Consider the following 16,061-nt stretch of genomic DNA (forward strand, 5'->3'; position numbering starts at 1 on the left):
CCCGGAGGGGGGCGCCCTCGGCCAGGATCAGTGCGCGCCGACGAGGACGGTGGCGTGCTCGGCCGCTCGCGGAGGCATGAGCTCGTCCTTGGTGCCGCGGATCAGGAACGCGGCGATCGCCGCAGCCGCGAGCATGCCGACGCCCGCGGCGAGGAATGCGGTGGAGTAGCCGTCGGTGAAGGCGGCGAGCTGCCCCGCGCCGCTGCCGAGCGAGTCGGCGACGGTGTGCGCGTAGAGGACCGTGAACACCGCGATGCCGATCGAGCCGCCGATGTGGAACGTCGAGCTGACGGTCGCGGAGGCGACGCCGGCGTCGTGCGGCTCGACCCCGGTGAGGGCGAGGTTCTGCAGCGGCACGAACAGGCCTGAGAAGCCGATACCGAGCAGGACGAGACCGGGCAGCACCTGCGTGACGTAGCTCCCGGCCGGGGTGATCGCCATCGCGAAGAAGAACAGGCCCGCCGCGCAGAACAGCGGCCCGGCGATCAGCAGCGGTCGGGGACCGAACCGGTCGAGCATCGTGGTCGACACCGGCGTGCAGCCCATGATCACGACCGTCATGGCGACGTTCGCGACGCCGGCCAGCAGCGGGGTCAGGCCCATCACGATCTGGAAGTAGAGCGTGAGGTAGAGCATCGACCCGAGCATCACCGAGCCGATGACGGCCTGGACGAGGAACGCCCCGGCGCGCACCCGGTGGGCGACGACGCGCAGCGGCAGCAGGGGCTGGGCCACGCGGCACTGGATCCAGACGAAGACCGCGAGCATCACCACGCCGCCGGCCAGGAAGCCGATCGTGTCTGCCGAGCCCCAGCCGTGCTCGGCGCGCGTGAACCCGTAGACCAGCGAGCCGAGGCCGAGGATCACGGTGACCGTGCCCCAGACGTCGTAGCGGTTGTCACCCTCGGCCTTGCTCTCGGTGAGCAGCAGCGCGCCGCCGACCATGCCGATGACGACGAAGACGACATTGACCAGCAGGCACCAGCGCCAGGTGGCGAACTCGGTGAGCACGCCACCGAGGAGCAGGCCGATCGCGGCCCCTGTGCCGGCGACGATCCCCATGATCGCGAACGCCTTGTTGCGGTCCTTCCCGTGCGGGAACGTCACGGTGACCATGGCCAGCGCGGCCGGAGCCAGCAGCGCCGCGAACACCCCCTGAACGGCGCGGGCGGCGATGAGCTCGGTCCCACCCTGCGCCAGGCCGCCCCACGCGGAGGCCAGCCCGAAGCCGACCATGCCCACCATGAACGTGCGCTTGCGGCCCCAGTAGTCGGCGACCCGACCGCCGAGCAGCAGGAGCGAGCCGAACGTCAGCGCGTAGGCGGTGACGAGCCACTGCCGCTGGTCGTCGGACATGCCGAGGGCGGCCTGCGCGTCGGGCAGGGCGATGGCCACGATCGTCGTGTCCAGCACGACGACGAGCTGCGTGAGGGCGAGGACGGCGAGGGCCCACCAGCGGGCGGCGGGCTTGTCCAGGAGTGCGGACATGAAGAAACCTCCAGGGCTTCATCGGACGAAGTCGCTGGAGGTTTCTAGCCCCGGACCGCGGTGCTCATGAGCATCCGCGACCGCCCCGTGCACGTGCCGGGCAGGTGATCAGTCTAGCTCTCGCCTCGGGAGGTCACGGCTCGAGGAGTCCGACGAGCACGCGGCGGATCACGTCGGGGAAGACCTCGTCGGGCCCCTGAGGGCTCTCCGGAGACAGTGCTGCGAGGTGCGGATGCTCGCCGCGGGCGAGCACGTGCGCGACGTACGCGGCCTGTGCCTGGCTGCGCTCGGGGTCGGGCGTGCCGTGCAGGGTGCGCGCGAACGAGCTGATCAGCGCATTCATGACCGCGTAGGCGACCAGCTTCTGGCTGTCGCCTGCCGGGTGAGCGTCGAGCACCGCCAGGACGTGCTCGCTGAGCCGCAAGCCGTTCGGGCCGACCACCGGCGTGCCGACCACCTCGGTCAGCCACGGGTGCCGCTGGTGGATCGCGAGCCCCTGCACGGCGAGGGCGACGAGGTCGTCGAGCCACCGACCGCTCGGTGCGGGCAGCTGATACTCGCCGGCGACGTGGTCGACCATGAGGTCGACGAGCTCGTTGCGGCCGGCGACGTGACGGTAGAGCGACCCGCCCCCGGTGCCGAGCTCAGCGGCGACGCTCCGCATGGTCAGGACGGCGAGGCCGTCGCGGTCGGCGGCCCGGACTGCGGCGACGGTGACCGTGTCGCGGGTGTATCGCGGAGGCCGGCCGATGCCAGAGCCTTCCGCCCGAAGCCAGACCGCGTCAGGAGCCACGGGTCGATCCTCCCTGGTCAGGCGAGGGTGGCGAGCCACGCGCGCAGGGGGGCGGTGCCGTCCTCGTCGGCCATGGCGTCGCGCACGGCCTCGGCTCCCTCACGCAGGGCGGCCGAGGAGGCGGCTTCCTCGATGCGGGCGGCGAGCCTCTCGCCGGTGACCTGCTTGACGGGCAGGGGGCTCGTGCCCGCCCGGAGCTGGGTCAGGCGGCGCGCCCAGAACGGCTGGTCGGTGTGGATCGGGAGCGGGACGGACGGGATGCCCGCCCGCAGCGCGGCCGCGGTGATGCCCGCGCCCGCCTGGTGGACGACGGCCGCGGCACGCGGCAGCAGCCACGCGTGGGGCACGTCGCCGACGTGGAGCGCCCGGTCGGGGCCGAGGCGCTCAGCAACCTGCCGAAGGTCGTCACCCTGGAGCACGAACCTGCTGGTCCCGGCCGCGAGCGCGGTCGAGATCGCGCCGCCGACCGACGCGCCGGGCGGCAGGCTGCCGAGCGTGACGACGACGGGTGCCGGACCTGCTGCGAGGAACTCCTGGAGCGGGGCGGGCGGGGTCCAGCGTGGCGGTGTCGGCGGCCACCAGAACCCGTCGAGCAACAGGGCGGCGGGCCAGTCGACCGGGCGCGGGAGGACGACCGGGCTGATCCCGTGGTGTACCGGGATCCCCTGGGCGCGACGCCGGCGCTGCGCGGAGCGACGGCTCTCCGGGGCCAGGCCCAGCTCCGACCGCACGCGGGCGCACGCGGGGTCGTACGGGGTCGGCACCGTGCGGGCGAGCCGGCCGCCGAGTGGGTTGCCGACCGCGCCGAGGTCGTGTGCGCTGGCGATCATCGGGGGGTACGCGCGGCTGGGGTGCGCAGGCTGGAGGAGGGCTTCGGCCGAGGGCACACCCAGGTGCTCGGCGATGTCGTGGCCGTACGGGGAGATGGCGTTGGTGAGGATCACGTCGGCCCCGGGCGCGGCTCGGAGCGCCGCGGAGGCGGCCGAGTCCATGTAGGTCCGCAGGACCGCCAGGTAGGCCCGCACCCCAAAGGTGGAGCCGGCCGCGGGGGCGAGGGGCGCCGAGATCGCCACGTGCTTCCCGCCGGACTCGGTGACGAGGTCCGCGTACTCGCTGCCTGCGACGACCGTGACCTCGTGCCCGTCGGCGACGAACGCGGCGGTGAGGCCCGTCGCGGGCGCGACGTCACCGCGGGTGCCGGGGGCGAGCAGCAGGACATGCATCGACGACTCCTTTGCGAACGGCGTTAGCAAAGGGTAGCAGGCGCTGTCAGGGGTCCGTGGAACGCTGCTCGTATGACGACCGAGTCGCGGCATCTGAGCGTGCACATCGACCGCCCGGTAGGCGAGGTCTACGACTTCGTCTCCGACCCGGCGAACCTGCCCCGGTGGGCTCCCGGGCTGGGGACCTCTGTGGTCCAGGAGGGCGGCCACTGGTTCGTCGAGACGTCGCAGGGGCGGGTGCAGGTCACGTTCGCCCCGCAGAACGAGCTCGGCGTCCTCGACCACGTCGTGGTGACTCCGTCGGGCGAGACGGTCTACGTGCCGCTGCGCGCGATCGCCGACGGCGACGGGTGCGAGGTGGTCTTCACGCTGCGCCGGGCCCCGGGAATGACCGACGCCGAGCTCGAGCGCGACGCGTCTCTGGTCAACGGCGACCTGTCGCTCCTCAAGAGCATCCTGGAGCGCTAACCGAGCACGTCGATCGTCGAGCGGTCCCCCTCGAACGGGCGCAGCGTGTCCGGGGCGGGGAACGCGAGGACGTGGCGGGTGACCTCGACGTCCACGGAGCTGAAGTCGTCGGTCTGCACGACGACGCGGTCCGGGGTCACCTCGACGATCCGGACGCGCGCGCGGGTGCCGTCCGGCAGGTCGAGCTGCCACAGGTCGGAGAGCCAGTGCAGGCCGCGCTCCTCCAGGGCCTCCTCGGCCTCCAGCCACTCGACCGGCCCGGTGATCTCCCGCCCGAGGACGTCCAGCGCGACGAACGCGTCACCGTCCGGGCGGATCCAGCCGAGGCGCTCGCGGTCGCCGGGGCGCACGTGCTGGATCCAGTCCTCGCTCAGCATCGCGCGATCGTACTGCGCGACCGACCGCGTCGACATGCTGCCGGGTTGCGTCAGGATCCCGACAGCTGCTCCCGGTCGCGCCCCACGTCCCGGGTGCTGGTCCTACGATCCTGAACCCGCCCAGCCGACGTGGAACGAGGTCAGCCCATGAGCGATCCGACCGTGGTGTTCGTCGCGGGGATCGGCAACTCCGACGCGGACCACTGGCAGCGCCTCTGGCACGCCCGGCTGCCCGGGAGCGTCTGGGTGGAGCACCGCTCCTGGGACGACCCTGTCCGCGACGAGTGGGTGCGCGACCTCGAGGAGACCGTGCACGCGATCGACGGCCCGGCGTTCCTGGTGGCGCACAGCCTGGGCTGCACGCTCGCCGTGCAGTGGGCCGCGGACCACCCGGGCGACGGGGTGGTCGGGGCGCTCCTCGTCGCGCCCCCCGACGTGCACGGGCCGGTCTTCCCGGAGCGAGCGGTGGGCTTCGACCGCCCCGTGCTCTCCTGGCTGCCGTTCCCCTCCGTGGTGGTCGTCTCGGACGACGACCCCTACGGCACGCCGGCGCACGCCGAGGAGCTGGCCGGGCGCCTCGGCGGCGACCTGGTGAACGTGGGGTCCGGAGGGCACCTCAACGCGAGCTCAGGGCTGGGCGACTGGCCCGTCGGGTGGGCGGTTCTCGAGCGGCTCAGGTGGGCAGAACGGCTGCGATCGCGCTCACCTCGATGAGAGCCCCGGGCACCCCGAGGCCCGCGACGCGAGCCGCCGTGACCAGAGGGGGCTTGTCGGAGCCGGCGAGCCGCGGGGCGATCGCGCCGTAGGCGGCGCCGAGGTCGGCGTCCTGCGCGATCAGCACGGTCCACTGCACGACGTCGGCGAGCGACGCCCCCGCGGCCTCGAGCGCGGTGCTCACGTTGTCGATGGTGCGGACGGACTGCTCGGCGACGTCGTCCGAGACGACCGCCCCGGTGTCGTCGACGCCGTTCTGGCCGCCGACGTAGATGGTCGTCGCGCCCGCGGGCACGACGGCGACATGGCTGAATGCCGGGCTCACCACGAGACCGGCCGGTTGCAGGCGGGTGATCTCCATGGGATCCACCGTGGCACGGGCCTCTGACACACGGAGCAGGATCCGAGAAGCGCCGGACGGGCCTTCGTTCGTAGCGTCGTCGTCATGGCAACCATCGACTCCGTCCTCCTCGGTGCGGCCGACCCGTCAGCCGCTGAACACTTCTACGCCGCGGCCTTCGGCCCGGACCTCCCCGTGCACGTCACGGCCACGCACGAGCCGACGACCGGCTTCCGCGGGTTCACGCTCTCCCTGACGGTCGCCCAGCCCGCCGACGTCCGCGCCCTCGTCGACGCCGCCCTCGACGCCGGCGCCGTGATGCTCAAGCCGCCCACCAAGTCCTTCTGGGGCTACGGCAGTGGGGTGCAGGCTCCTGACGGCACGATCTGGACGATCGCGACGTCGGCCAAGAAGGACACCGGCCCGGCGACCCGGGACCACGAGGCGGTCGTGCTCCTGCTCGGCGTCGACGACGTGGCGGCGACCAAGCGGTTCTACGTCGACCGCGGGCTGACCGTGGCCAAGAGCTTCGGTCACAGGTACGCCGAGTTCGAGGGCGGCTCCGGCCGGGTCACGCTGGGGCTCTACGGGCGTCGCGCCCTGGCGAAGACCGCCGGGGTCGACCCCGAGGGCTCCGGCTCGCACCGGCTCGCGATCGTCGGCGACCTCGGGTCGTTCGCGGACCCGGACGGGTTCGCGTGGCAGGCGGCGTCGATCGGGGCGACGCACTGACGTCGTATCTGCGCACCGGCGCACGGGTCCTTCGCGGGTGACCCCAGGAGGCCCCGCATGTCCCGTCTCGTCCTCGACCGCCCGGCCGACACGCGTCGCGCGGCGGCCCAGCTCGCCGCCGGCATGCCCGTGGCCCACGGGTTCGGCACGATCTACGCCCTGACCGCCCGCGGCGACGGCGTGCGCCGGCTCAACACGCTGAAAGGTCGGCCGCTGGACCAGACGGGCAGCCTCACGGCGCCGACCGGCCACGTCCTGGACGCGTTCGACCTCGGAGCGCTGCCGGTCGGTGTGTCCCGCGGGCTGGTGCAGGACGTGGTGGACGCGTTCGGCGCGCTGGGCCCGTTCGGCTTCCGCGGACCGGCCGCGCGACACGTCCCGGAGGGGCTGACCGCGCAGGACGGGGGCACGACGACGACGCAGGTGATCGTGCCGGGCGACGCGTGCCCGTCGCAGGCGTTCCTCGCCGCCGCCGCCGCGGCCGTGGGCGACGAGCCGCTCGTGATCTCGTCGGCGAACCGGTCCCGGCACGTCACCGGGGGCCACGACGCGCCCGTGCACTGGCGGGTCGACGCGCTCCGGGCGGAGCTCGGCGGGGAGGGGCTGGTGTTCCTGGAGCACCCCGACGAGGACGCCGCCCGCGCGCGCTTCCCCCGGCACACCCCGGTGTCGACGACGATCCTCGGGCTGCATCGTGCCGAGCGCGCGCACGGGCGGGTGCACCTGGTTCTCGAACGGCACGGCTCCCTGCACTCCGACGACGTCACGCGCGTGCTGCACTCCCTCGGCGTCGGGCTGACGATCGGCGACCGGGCCGCGACGCGCCTGGAACCCCGCGTCTACGCCACCCTGGCGCCCGTCGCCTGACGCTGCGCGGAGGTCAGGCCGCGCTGTGCTCGACCGCGACGTCGATCACCCAGGTGACCCCGAACGGGTCCGTGAGCATCCCGTAGAGCGGTGCCCACTGTGACGTCGCCAGCGGCACGACGACGGTCGAGCCCTCGGCCAGCCGCTCCCAGAGCGCGGTGACCTCCTCGGTCGTGTCGCCGCGCAGGGAGACGAAGAAGGGGTCGTCGCCCCGGCTCCACGGCCGCGCCGCAGGCACGTCGTAGGCCATCACGCGGAAGCCGTTCTCGGCGGCGACCTGCCCCCAGACCACCTGGTCGGCCTCCGCGGGGTCCTGGACGGCTCCCATGTCCTGGTAGCTGATCACGGTGAGTGCTCCGCCGAACACGGAGTGGTAGAAGCCGAGCGCCGCGCGGGCGTCGCCGCGGAAGTTCAGGTGGGTGGTGGTCTGCACGGTCACGGTCGTGTCCTTACCTGGGTCCGACGAGGCGGGAGGTCCGTCCTCTGCGCGCCACTGTCGTCGGCGAAGCGGTCAGCACCTGTCCTCCGCGCACCTTGACCCGCTGCCCTCACCAGGAGAACGGTGGGGCCGTCATCGGAGCGCGAGCGAGGAGTGTCATGGCGAACAAGTCGTCCGGTGCGGGAGGCGGGGCCGTCTACGGGATCGGGTTCGTCGGCGCCGCGGTCTACTACTTCCAGCAGGCGGACACGTTCTGGATGTTCGTGCTCGCGATCCCGAAGGCGATCATCTGGCCGGGGATCGTCGTGTTCGAGCTGCTCAAGAGCTTCTACGGCTGACCTCGCGGTCAGCCCCGCAGTGGTCGTCCTCGCGCGTCTCGACTGAACCGACCGCGCCGTACCGACAGGTACAGCAGCCCCTCGGCGAAGCCCCAGACGCCCATCACGATCGCGGCGAGGCCGAGCGTGAAGAACCCGCCGACCACGGTGATGGCCAGCATCGTCAGTCCCCGTCGCCAGTAGCCGAGGTACATCCGGTGCAGACCGAGGCCGCCGAGGAAGACACCGAGCAGGCCGGCGGCGACGCGGGACCGGGTGAGCTGCGGCCACCGCCAGGACACTCGCACGGCCGAGGCCGTCGTCCACCGCCGTCGTCTCGGCCCGCGCACCGTCTCCCGGGCGACGGGCACCGCGTCCTGCACGTCGGGCACGCGGCCGGGCGGGTAGCGCACCGTGGCCGAGAGGGGCACGAACGGTGGGGGCGGCGGGTGCATCGGGCGGCGGGTGACCACGGGGCGCTCGCGGACCTCGTCGTCGAGGTCGAGGTCGAGGACGTCCAGCCGGTCGATCGTGTCGGTCACGGGTGCTCCCGCGGGGTCGGCCGCCGCAGCATGCGGCGGATCCTCCGAGCGTAGGCCGTGTGCTGCGCGACCGGTAGCGTGCCGGGACGCGTCTGCGACCGCTCGCCTGGCGGGCCACCGACGAGCTGCTCGGCGCACGGGTCCGACGCCCCGAGTGGGCGTTCATGAACGACGGCTACGCGCCGGTGGACCCGAGCGCCCGCTGGTGATCCTGGACGCCGCCGACGAGGTCGACCGGTACTGCATCCGGCTGTACGCGCGCACACGCCGGACGGCGTGGACGTGGCGGTGCACCACCCGGTACCTGAGCGCGCGGCTGGAGCGCCCCGCCTGACCCGTGTCGGACCCCCGTTCTAGCCTGCCCACATGAGCGATCTCTCCGACCTGCGCGGCTCGCGGTTCCACGACGCCGACATGCAGGGTGCACAGTTCACGATGGTGGACCTGACCGGCTCCACCTTCCGGTTCGTGGGGTTCCACGGCGCGGTGATGCGCGGCGTCGAGCTCACGGACACCTCCATCGACGGCGACGTCCAGAACCTCGTCATCAACGGCGTCGACGTCGCACCGCTGGTCGAGGCCGAGCTGGACCGCCGCTACCCCGACAAGGCGCTGTTCCGGCCGACCACCGCCGACGGGTTCCGGCAGGCGTGGGACGTCAACGAGCGGCTCTGGGCAGCCACCGTCGAACGCGCGCGCCGGCTGCCGCCGGAGCTGTTGCACGAGTCCGTCGCGCAGGAGTGGTCCTTCGTCCAGACCCTGCGGCACCTGGCCTTCGCGTCCGAGTCGTGGGTGGCCCGCGGGATCCTGGGCGACCCGAGCCCATGGCACCCGCTCTCGCTGCCGTGGGACCAGATGCGTCCACGACCGGGGGTGCCGCATGACCGGGACGCTCGGCCGTCGCTGGACGAGGCGCTCGCCCTGCGACTCGACGCCATGGCCGTGGTGCGGGGTGTGGTCGACGGCCTGACGGACGAGCAGCTGGACCGCACGACCGATCCGCTGGTGGGTCCGGGGTGGCCCGACGAGGGCGCGACGTTCCCCGTCCGCAAGTGCCTTCTCGTCGTGCTCAACGAGGAGTGGTGGCACCGCACGTACGCCGAGCGCGACCTGGCCGTGCTGGAGGCCCGGGACGGATACTGACGACGTGAGCGGAGCGGGTCCTCGCCCCCGGCGCACGTACGCGCCGGGTCGGTGGCGCTCGGTCGGGAACAGGGTGATGCTCCCGCTGGTGCGGGCCGGGCTCGTCCCGTACACGTGGATGCTGGTCACCCGCGGCCGCACCACCGGGCTGGCTCGGAAGGTGCCGGTCACACCGGTGGACCAGGATGGGCGGCGGTGGCTCGTCGCGCCGTACGGTCCCGTGGCCTGGGTGCACAACGCCCGCGCGGCCGGACGCGTGCAGCTGGCTCGGCGTCGCGACGTGCGCACGTACACGGTGCGGGAGGTGACCGACCCGCAGCAGGCCGCACGGGTCCTGCACCGCTACGTCCAGGTCGCCTCGGCCACGCGCGCCTACTTCTCCGCCGACCGGACCGACCCCGCGGACGCGTTCGTCGCCGACGTCGCGGACCATCCGGTGTTCGAGCTCACTCCGGCCTGAGCCGCAGCGGCGCCCAGAACGACCACGGCTCACCCTCCGGACCGAGAGCCCCGTACTCGCGCACCCCGTAGGGCTGGTCGGCCGGCGGGAAGGTGATCGTGCCGCCGCGCGCGACGACGGCCGCGTGGTGGGCGTCGACGTCCTGCACGGTGACGACGAGCATCCCCGTCGCGGCGCCGAGCGCGGCCGGTGACGCGAGCCCCCACTCCGGCGCCACCCGGTGGAGCATGACGACCCCGTCGGCGGTGCGGACCTCGGCGTGCACGACGACCCCGTCGTCCGCTCGGTGCAGGGGTCCCGGTTCGAGCCCGAAGACCTCGACGAGGTGCCGGTGCGCGGCCTCCAGGTCGGCGTAGACCAGGACCGCGACCCGGCGCAGCGGCTCGATGGCGGTGACCGCGGTGTCCTCCAGCACGGCGAGCAGGCGCCGGCACACGTCCTCGTCCGCGCGCTCGATCGGCTCGTCGGCGCGGGCGTCGATCAGCCGATGCAGCAGCCGCTCCATCCGGAGCACCTGGTCCTCCAGCGACGCCAGGTGGCTGCGCAGGGCGCCGTCGAGGCTCCACGTCGGGTCGTCCAGCGCGGTCGCGATGTCGTCGAGCGAGGCGCCGAACCGGCGCAGCACGCTGATCCGGTAGAGCCGCTCCACCTGCTCGCGGCGATAGACGCGGTGGCCGGCGGCGGTGCGCTCCGGGGTCAGCAGCCCGATGTCGTCGTAGTGGTGCAGCGTCCGCACGGTCAGGCCGGAGACCTCCGCGAGCTCGCCCACCCGCCAGGACGCACCGTCCATGGTCAGCGCGTGGACGAGTGGATGGCCCAGCGGTGGCCGAACGGGTCCACCAGCCAGCCGCGCTTCTCGTCGCCCTGGTCGGAGGGCTCCCGGTCGGCGGTCGCGCCGGCGGCGACCGCGGCGGCGTAGACGGCGTCGACGTCGTCCACCCCGAGCACCATCGCGGCCGTGCTGTGCCCGAGCGTGGCCGGGGCGTAGGCGCCGTAGTCGTGGAACTCGTCGGACAGGTAGAACGCGGTCGCGCCGATGCGGAGCTCCACGAACCCGATCCGGCCGTCGCCCTCGTCGCGCTCACCGGTCTCCTGCGCACCGAACGCGGTGCCGTAGAACGCGATCGCAGCCGCCGCGTCGTGCACGGTCAGGTACGGGACCAGGGTCGTCATGGTGCCTCCTCGACTCGCGCGGCGCGTCCTCGTCGCCGCTGCGCCCGACGCTAGGCCCTCACGTCACGTGAGGTGCAAGCGGGAGCCACGACGATCAGCCCGCGCTGCACGTCGGGGCGAGGTTCCCGGCGGTGCCCGTGGCCTGGAAGCCGACCTCCGTCGACTGCCCGGCGCCCACGGAGCCGTTGTAGGCCACGTTCGTCAGCTGGACCGCCCCGGTGCTCGCGCTGCGGGTGGTGTTCCAGGCGTTGGTGATCGTGGCGCCGGAGGGGAGGGTCAGGCCGACGGTCCAGCGACCGATCGCCGAGGACCCTGCAGTCACGCGGACGGTGGCGACGTACCCGCCTGTCCACTGGTTGACCGACACCGTCGCCGCGCAGCCACCGCCCGGAGGGTTGGTGGGTGTCGGGGTCGGGGTGGGCGTCGGCGTCGGTGTGCCGGTCGGCGTCGGCGCCGGTCCGTCGCTCAGGGTCGGGGTCTGCCAGTCGATCCAGTCCGCCAGCCGGCCCTGCGCCTTGCTCGCGATCCGGATGGTGCCAGGCGCGTTGCCGGTGCCCAGCAGGAACTTCTGGATGTTCTGCTGGAGCGGGGTGCGCCACTCGGCCCGGTTGGCGCAGTGGTTGCCGTCGGTCACGTCGGACCAGTACGTGAGGTTCGCCCCGGCGCCGAGGGCCTTGTAGACCTCCGCGCCGCCGAGGGCCGCCACGCTCGCGGACCGGGGTCCCAGGTTGGCGATGTGCGGGTTGTCCATGATGAACAGGCCGCGCGGCGCCACCAGCCCGACGATCTGGTGGGTGTCGACGGGGAGCCGGTTCGGGCTGCCGGTGAAGGAGCCGAACGCGTCGCCCAGCCAGGGCTGCTCGCCGTACGCGCTGCTCAGGCTCTGCGCACCCTCCCCGGGGATGCCCCGGAAGATCGGCACCCCGGCGCTGCCCGACTCGATGGGCATGGTCAGGGCGATGCGCTGGTCGAACGCCCCGACGACGAACGCGCCCTTGCCGAACCGCGAGCACCCGGTGACTCCGGTCGCGTCGGCCCGCAGGATGGTGCCGTCCGACTGCTCGATGACGTCGATGATCCGGCTGACACCCCACGCCCACGACATCAGCAGCCCGGTGCTGCTGTTCGCGCCGTAGAGCGTGTAGAACGCACCCTGCTTGTTGCTGCGCGGCGTTCCTTCCTTGCCGACGGCATACGGGTCGTAGCTGATCGTGGCCGCGCCGGCCGCCCGGATCGCGGCGGTGTCCGCCCCGAACCCCCCGAGCACGACGACCACCGGGAACGGCCCGGTGCCGGAGGGTAGCTGCACGCTCGCCGAGAAGCTCGAGCTCCGGCCCTGGTGGGAGGTGTTCACCGTGATGCTCGTCCGCGACACGGTTCCCGAGACGCTCGCCGGCTTGCCGGGCTTCTCGCCGTAGACGAACGTCTCCACCAGACGCTTGGTCAGCTCGCGCTGGCACCGCCACTCCGCCTTGGTGGCGATGCGGGTGCCGTTCAGCGCCTTGAACGGGTCGGGCAGCTTGGGGTTGGTCGGCAGCGCGCCGGCGTCGGGCAGGCTCGACGCCGGGCAGTCCGCACCCTCGTCCTCGACCGCGGCCGTGACAGCCGCAGCAGCGCTGCTCGATCTCGGCACGTCGGTGACGACGGCCGTGGTCGCGAGCGCGGCCACCGCCAGCGCGACGACGAGTGGGCGGAACGACGAGCGACCCAGGCTGTGCACCGGACTCTCCCCCTGCGGGCGGGTGTGGACCCGCCCAACGTCCGGCGCCCAGCGGGGGTCGTCGATGCGCCGAACCTTTTCAGTGCGCTCCCGGGGCGACTTTCGATAGTCCCGGCTCAGACCGGCCGGGTCGCGACGGTGAGCAGGTGCGAGCTGAGCCCGAGCAGGCTGGGCTCCGCCTCGATCACGCGCGCGGAGTCCAGCACCACCTCGCGGGCGGCGGAGTCGTCGAGCGCCGGCGCCAGCGCCTTGATCCAGTGCGCGAGCCCCTCCACGCCGACGGTCTCGGTGACCGCCAGTCCGGCCTCCGTCGCCTCGTCGGCCAGCTCCTCCGGGCGGTGGAAGTACGCGGTCGTGAACCACCGGGGGTCGCCGGTGGGGTTCTCGTGCACGCCGGTGGCCAGGTCCTGCGCGACGATCGCGCGGAACGCAGGGTCGAACAGGTAGGACTGCGCGAGCCCGTCGAACAGGGACGCGAACCGGGAGATCGCCATCGCGATCACCACCCCGCCCGGCACGACGACGCGCAGCGCCTCCCGCCAGGCGGCGAGGCGGTCGACACGGTCGGTCAGGTGGTAGAGCGGGCCGAGCAGGAGGACCGCGTCCATCGACGCGTCCGGCAGGTCGAGGGCGCGGGCGTCGCCGACGGTCGCGGAGAACCTCGCGTGACCGCCGAGCTGCTCGGTCGCCCGCGCGACGTGACCGGGCAGGAGGTCGACCAGGTGGACGGTGTGCCCGTCGTCGAGCAGCCACTCGGCGTGCACCCCGGTCGCGCCGCCGACGTCCAGCACGCGCGAGCCCGGGCGCAGGTGGCGACGCACGATCTCCTGCACGCGCGCGAGCTCGAGTCGGCCGAGGCCCTGGCGCAGACGCTGGTCCTCGTCGAAGTCGGTGTCGTAGTGCGAGTGGATCGGCGGTGGCTCCATCGCGACAACCTAGGTGTCGGCACCCGGCCCCAGCACACGAATTTCCCTCAAGCGAAGTGCGACCTCATGACCGCAGCGAACTCAGGGACTCCCGCTCGTCCGAGGCTGTCGAGTATCTCGATCGGAGTCATCCGAGGGTTGCCGGTGTCGGCACCCTGCTGCTCAATGACGCGGACCATCGTGCGCGGGTCAAGATCCTCGAGGTCGAGCAAGAACTGATCGGGGCTGACGGTGTGCAGACCGAGCCGTTCCATCGCCGGGTCAGGGAAGTCGCGCACATTGTTCGTGATGACGGCCGACGCCCCTCCGCGGACCGCGGCGGCCACGACGTGACGGTCGTGAGGGTCTCCGCCGAGCTCGATCCCCTCGACGAGCGGCTCCCAACCCTCCACGAGGGCGCCGTCGAACGCGGCGTTCATCGCATGCAACCGAGACTCGAGGCGTGATGGGTCCAGGTCCGGGCGAACACGGCTGACTGCCCCGCGCACCTCGTCCAGGATCTTGCTGGACCACAGCGGCCGGTACAGCCCTGCCTCCGCCGAGCGGAGCAAGGTGTCGCAGAGGACGTACGGGACCAGGACGTTGGCATCGAGCACCGCGGTGAAGATCACGCGACGTCGTAGGGTGCCGACCGCCGCTCATCAGCCAGGGCCGTGACGTAGTCGTCAGCAGACTCTGCGTACGCACCGTCGGCCACGGCCTGCCGGGTCATCTCTGCGAGAGTCGCGCGACGTTGGCTGCTGCGGTCTTGCCGGAAAGCAAGGACGTCGGCCAGCCTGAGCCGTCGGTGACGATTCGGCCGGTCATACGGGATCAGATGCTGGTCCAGCATCTTGACCAAGGTCGGTCGGGAGACGCCGAGCAGCTCGGCGGCTTGGCTGGTCGTCAGGACCTGGGAAACGGGAGCGACAGTGATCGCCTGTCCTGCCTCCATTGCCGCAACGACCTCGATCAGCACGTCGTGCACCTCGGACGGCAGGGCGACGCTCTCGCCGTCCGGCCCGACGAGGCGGGCGGACGGGACGTGGGAGAGCAGCCTGCCGACCACGGCCACAGAGTCGTGGTCGAGAGGCGGAAGGGTCACGGTGCTGGTCGTCACATGTTCCACCCTAGGTGAAATACGAAAGAAACGAAAGGACGACCTCAGGCGAACACGCTGCCGAGCGCCAGGACAGCGATCGAGGCGGGAGCGACGCACGCGAGGGCGGCGGTGGTGCGCGTGCGCCACGTCGGACCCCACTTCCTCCGGCTCTGCACGATCGCTACAGGCAGGGCCAGTAGCGACGGGACGACTGAGCACATGAGGAGGACCACTGCGGCGAGGTCGCCGAACGACTGCGGGTTCCGAGCACCCTGCATCGCGTAGGACGCCGCGAACGCAACCCCGCCTGCACCGAGAGCGGCCAGCGCGAGCGCGGTCCAGCCGAGGACGTCGGCCCAGGGGAATCGTCGCGTCATGCCCGGACGGTACTGCCCCAGCGTCGGTACACGACGACGGCCGTGAGCACGAGGAGCGGGAGGACCACGAGGCCCTCCGGGCGCGCTGAGTGGACCAGTGGGCTGTCGATGACGACGACATCGGCGGCCAGCAGCGGGAACGCGACCGCGTTGGCCATCCCGTGCCCGAGCACCGCGGGCCACACGCTGCCGGTGCGGTCGCGGGCGACGCCCCAGATCACCGCCATGGCGAGCACCGCGACGGTGAAGAGCGGGAGCTGCGCCGCCAGGGGCAGGTCGGTGTAGGCGTCGCCCAACGCGACGATGTACGGCACGTGCCAGACGGCCCACAGGACGCCGACCGCGAGGTGCCGGCGCAGCGCGGGCACGCCGAGCGCCGCGAGCCGCGGCTCCAGATACCCGCGCCAGCCGAGCTCCTCGAAGGCGGCGAACGTCATGCGCGCGACCAGACCCGTCGCGAAGAGCACGGCGAACCGCGATCCGGCGCCGGGTGCCACGTGCACGTGGCCCGTGAGCGCGCCGAGCATGATCGGCACCGCGAACAGCGCGGGGAAGAGCAGGAGCGCGACGACGTACCACCCGCGCTCGCGGCCCAGCCGCAGCCCGGCGTCGGCCCACCCCTCCCGCCCGATCGTGCGCAGTCCGACGGCGAGGAGCATCGGGCTCAGGACGAACAGGAGGGCGCCCGCGCTCGTGCCCGGGTCGTCCGACGCGGCCATCACCAGCCCGCCGAGCGCGGACAGGACGAGCACGCCGACTGCGTAGATCGCGACCCCGCGGCGGCTCGTGAGTCGGGTGGGTACCGTGTCGACGGCGGTCATGACTGCTCCTTCGGGCGTGGGGCATCGCCCGGCCGCCGGATGGCGGTCGGTGGGGTTCGG

The 16,061-nt window shown here is 72.7% G+C and carries 23 protein-coding genes; 8 read left to right on the top strand and 15 right to left on the bottom strand.

The genetic code is table 11. The features are described from left to right. Positions 1-27 precede the first annotated feature (27 nt). The 3 genes from HP550_RS17815 to HP550_RS17825 all read right to left on the bottom strand — a co-directional run bounded on the left by HP550_RS17815 (position 28) and on the right by HP550_RS17825 (position 3,504). Positions 28-1,488, bottom strand: coding sequence for an MFS transporter (locus tag HP550_RS17815; RefSeq protein ID WP_175349020.1), 1,461 nt, complete (start codon positions 1,486-1,488; stop codon positions 28-30). A 133-nt stretch (positions 1,489-1,621) separates the two neighbouring features. Continuing rightward, positions 1,622-2,281, bottom strand: a complete 660-nt coding sequence (locus HP550_RS17820; protein WP_210768252.1) for a TetR/AcrR family transcriptional regulator — start codon at positions 2,279-2,281, stop codon at positions 1,622-1,624. A gap of 17 nt (positions 2,282-2,298) precedes the next feature. After that, on the bottom strand, positions 2,299-3,504 hold the full coding sequence (locus HP550_RS17825; RefSeq protein WP_175349022.1) for a glycosyltransferase: 1,206 nt from the start codon (positions 3,502-3,504) through the stop codon (positions 2,299-2,301). A 72-nt stretch (positions 3,505-3,576) separates the two neighbouring features. Here HP550_RS17825 and HP550_RS17830 point away from each other — a divergent pair, with 72 nt between their 5' ends. Then, positions 3,577-3,972 carry an SRPBCC family protein gene (locus HP550_RS17830; RefSeq protein ID WP_175349023.1) on the top strand — a complete coding sequence of 132 codons (396 nt, stop codon included), beginning with the start codon at positions 3,577-3,579 and terminating at the stop codon, positions 3,970-3,972. Here the strand turns inward: HP550_RS17830 and HP550_RS17835 are convergent. Next, positions 3,969-4,349, bottom strand: a complete 381-nt coding sequence (locus HP550_RS17835) for a hypothetical protein (RefSeq protein WP_175349024.1) — start codon at positions 4,347-4,349, stop codon at positions 3,969-3,971. The two genes, HP550_RS17830 and HP550_RS17835, sit on opposite strands and share 4 nt — an antisense overlap. 147 nt (positions 4,350-4,496) lie before the next feature. Between HP550_RS17835 and HP550_RS17840 the strand changes: the two genes are divergently transcribed. After that, entirely contained in the window at positions 4,497-5,063 is a 567-nt protein-coding gene (locus tag HP550_RS17840; RefSeq protein ID WP_175349025.1) for an RBBP9/YdeN family alpha/beta hydrolase, read from the top strand. On the opposite strand, the gene HP550_RS17845 is transcribed toward HP550_RS17840, so the two are convergent. Continuing rightward, on the bottom strand, positions 5,023-5,424 hold the full coding sequence (locus HP550_RS17845; RefSeq protein WP_057208966.1) for a RidA family protein: 402 nt from the start codon (positions 5,422-5,424) through the stop codon (positions 5,023-5,025). The two genes, HP550_RS17840 and HP550_RS17845, sit on opposite strands and share 41 nt — an antisense overlap. Positions 5,425-5,508: 84 nt before the next feature. On the opposite strand from HP550_RS17845, the gene HP550_RS17850 reads away from it, so the two are divergent. Further along, positions 5,509-6,135, top strand: a complete 627-nt coding sequence (locus HP550_RS17850) for a VOC family protein (RefSeq protein WP_175349026.1) — start codon at positions 5,509-5,511, stop codon at positions 6,133-6,135. Positions 6,136-6,192: 57 nt separating this feature from the next. Continuing rightward, positions 6,193-7,002, top strand: a complete 810-nt coding sequence (locus tag HP550_RS17855) for a hypothetical protein (RefSeq protein ID WP_175349027.1) — start codon at positions 6,193-6,195, stop codon at positions 7,000-7,002. 13 nt (positions 7,003-7,015) lie between these two features. Here the strand turns inward: HP550_RS17855 and HP550_RS17860 are convergent, their stop codons facing one another. Then, entirely contained in the window at positions 7,016-7,441 is a 426-nt protein-coding gene (locus HP550_RS17860; protein WP_175349028.1) for a VOC family protein, read from the bottom strand. 158 nt (positions 7,442-7,599) lie between these two features. Here HP550_RS17860 and HP550_RS17865 point away from each other — a divergent pair, with 158 nt between their 5' ends. After that, positions 7,600-7,779 (top strand): hypothetical protein, encoded by a 180-nt coding sequence (locus HP550_RS17865; protein WP_175349029.1) that lies wholly within the window; start codon positions 7,600-7,602, stop codon positions 7,777-7,779. A gap of 8 nt (positions 7,780-7,787) precedes the next feature. Here the strand turns inward: HP550_RS17865 and HP550_RS22780 are convergent, their stop codons facing one another. Then, positions 7,788-8,300 (bottom strand): NINE protein, encoded by a 513-nt coding sequence (locus HP550_RS22780; RefSeq protein WP_210768253.1) that lies wholly within the window; start codon positions 8,298-8,300, stop codon positions 7,788-7,790. Between the two features lie 205 nt (positions 8,301-8,505). Here HP550_RS22780 and HP550_RS22785 point away from each other — a divergent pair, with 205 nt between their 5' ends. The 3 genes from HP550_RS22785 to HP550_RS17880 are packed head-to-tail and all read left to right on the top strand — an operon-like array spanning position 8,506 to position 9,903. Then, on the top strand, positions 8,506-8,634 hold the full coding sequence (locus HP550_RS22785) for a hypothetical protein (RefSeq protein ID WP_281362246.1): 129 nt from the start codon (positions 8,506-8,508) through the stop codon (positions 8,632-8,634). 32 nt (positions 8,635-8,666) lie between these two features. Next, complete coding sequence (locus tag HP550_RS17875; protein WP_175349030.1) at positions 8,667-9,443, top strand: DinB family protein; 777 nt, start codon at positions 8,667-8,669, stop codon at positions 9,441-9,443. A gap of 4 nt (positions 9,444-9,447) precedes the next feature. Further along, positions 9,448-9,903, top strand: coding sequence for a nitroreductase family deazaflavin-dependent oxidoreductase (locus HP550_RS17880; RefSeq protein WP_210768254.1), 456 nt, complete (start codon positions 9,448-9,450; stop codon positions 9,901-9,903). Here the strand turns inward: HP550_RS17880 and HP550_RS17885 are convergent. The 8 genes from HP550_RS17885 to HP550_RS22005 all read right to left on the bottom strand — a co-directional run bounded on the left by HP550_RS17885 (position 9,890) and on the right by HP550_RS22005 (position 16,001). After that, a complete protein-coding gene (locus HP550_RS17885) occupies positions 9,890-10,693 on the bottom strand; it encodes a MerR family transcriptional regulator (protein WP_175349031.1) in 804 nt (267 codons plus the stop codon). The two genes, HP550_RS17880 and HP550_RS17885, sit on opposite strands and share 14 nt — an antisense overlap. A gap of 2 nt (positions 10,694-10,695) precedes the next feature. Then, positions 10,696-11,076, bottom strand: a complete 381-nt coding sequence (locus HP550_RS17890; protein ID WP_175349032.1) for a VOC family protein — start codon at positions 11,074-11,076, stop codon at positions 10,696-10,698. Positions 11,077-11,170: 94 nt separating this feature from the next. Continuing rightward, positions 11,171-12,796, bottom strand: coding sequence for a glucuronyl esterase domain-containing protein (locus HP550_RS21990; protein ID WP_210768255.1), 1,626 nt, complete (start codon positions 12,794-12,796; stop codon positions 11,171-11,173). A 116-nt stretch (positions 12,797-12,912) separates the two neighbouring features. Continuing rightward, entirely contained in the window at positions 12,913-13,722 is an 810-nt protein-coding gene (locus tag HP550_RS17900) for a class I SAM-dependent methyltransferase (protein WP_175349033.1), read from the bottom strand. Positions 13,723-13,769: 47 nt separating this feature from the next. Next, complete coding sequence (locus tag HP550_RS17905; RefSeq protein WP_175349034.1) at positions 13,770-14,333, bottom strand: VapC50 family PIN domain-containing toxin; 564 nt, start codon at positions 14,331-14,333, stop codon at positions 13,770-13,772. After that, positions 14,330-14,821: a helix-turn-helix domain-containing protein gene (locus HP550_RS22490; protein ID WP_210768256.1), complete on the bottom strand. Its 492-nt coding sequence runs from the start codon at positions 14,819-14,821 to the stop codon at positions 14,330-14,332. The genes HP550_RS17905 and HP550_RS22490 overlap by 4 nt, the downstream gene beginning before the upstream one ends. Positions 14,822-14,865: 44 nt before the next feature. Then, positions 14,866-15,180 (bottom strand): hypothetical protein, encoded by a 315-nt coding sequence (locus HP550_RS22000; RefSeq protein ID WP_210768257.1) that lies wholly within the window; start codon positions 15,178-15,180, stop codon positions 14,866-14,868. Beyond that, positions 15,177-16,001, bottom strand: coding sequence for a CPBP family intramembrane glutamic endopeptidase (locus HP550_RS22005; protein ID WP_210768258.1), 825 nt, complete (start codon positions 15,999-16,001; stop codon positions 15,177-15,179). The genes HP550_RS22000 and HP550_RS22005 overlap by 4 nt, the downstream gene beginning before the upstream one ends. Between the last annotated feature and the right edge of the window lie 60 nt (positions 16,002-16,061).

Source organism: Cellulomonas humilata (genome assembly GCF_013359775.1).
GTDB classification, from domain to species: domain Bacteria; phylum Actinomycetota; class Actinomycetes; order Actinomycetales; family Cellulomonadaceae; genus Cellulomonas; species Cellulomonas humilata.

Bases quoted from the DNA above. Each gene is read 5' to 3' on its own strand.
- HP550_RS17815 (WP_175349020.1), bottom strand. From the start codon at position 1,488: ATGTCCGCACTCCTGGACAAGCCCGCCGCCCGCTGGTGGGCCCTCGCC.
- HP550_RS17825 (WP_175349022.1), bottom strand. From the start codon at position 3,504: ATGCATGTCCTGCTGCTCGCCCCCGGCACCCGCGGTGACGTCGCGCCC.
- HP550_RS17830 (WP_175349023.1), top strand. From the start codon at position 3,577: ATGACGACCGAGTCGCGGCATCTGAGCGTGCACATCGACCGCCCGGTA.
- HP550_RS17835 (WP_175349024.1), bottom strand. From the start codon at position 4,349: ATGCTGAGCGAGGACTGGATCCAGCACGTGCGCCCCGGCGACCGCGAG.
- HP550_RS17840 (WP_175349025.1), top strand. From the start codon at position 4,497: ATGAGCGATCCGACCGTGGTGTTCGTCGCGGGGATCGGCAACTCCGAC.
- HP550_RS17845 (WP_057208966.1), bottom strand. From the start codon at position 5,424: ATGGAGATCACCCGCCTGCAACCGGCCGGTCTCGTGGTGAGCCCGGCA.
- HP550_RS17850 (WP_175349026.1), top strand. From the start codon at position 5,509: ATGGCAACCATCGACTCCGTCCTCCTCGGTGCGGCCGACCCGTCAGCC.
- HP550_RS17855 (WP_175349027.1), top strand. From the start codon at position 6,193: ATGTCCCGTCTCGTCCTCGACCGCCCGGCCGACACGCGTCGCGCGGCG.
- HP550_RS17865 (WP_175349029.1), top strand. From the start codon at position 7,600: ATGGCGAACAAGTCGTCCGGTGCGGGAGGCGGGGCCGTCTACGGGATC.
- HP550_RS17875 (WP_175349030.1), top strand. From the start codon at position 8,667: ATGAGCGATCTCTCCGACCTGCGCGGCTCGCGGTTCCACGACGCCGAC.
- HP550_RS17885 (WP_175349031.1), bottom strand. From the start codon at position 10,693: ATGGACGGTGCGTCCTGGCGGGTGGGCGAGCTCGCGGAGGTCTCCGGC.
- HP550_RS17890 (WP_175349032.1), bottom strand. From the start codon at position 11,076: ATGACGACCCTGGTCCCGTACCTGACCGTGCACGACGCGGCGGCTGCG.
- HP550_RS17900 (WP_175349033.1), bottom strand. From the start codon at position 13,722: ATGGAGCCACCGCCGATCCACTCGCACTACGACACCGACTTCGACGAG.
- HP550_RS22000 (WP_210768257.1), bottom strand. From the start codon at position 15,180: ATGACGCGACGATTCCCCTGGGCCGACGTCCTCGGCTGGACCGCGCTC.
- HP550_RS22005 (WP_210768258.1), bottom strand. From the start codon at position 16,001: ATGACCGCCGTCGACACGGTACCCACCCGACTCACGAGCCGCCGCGGG.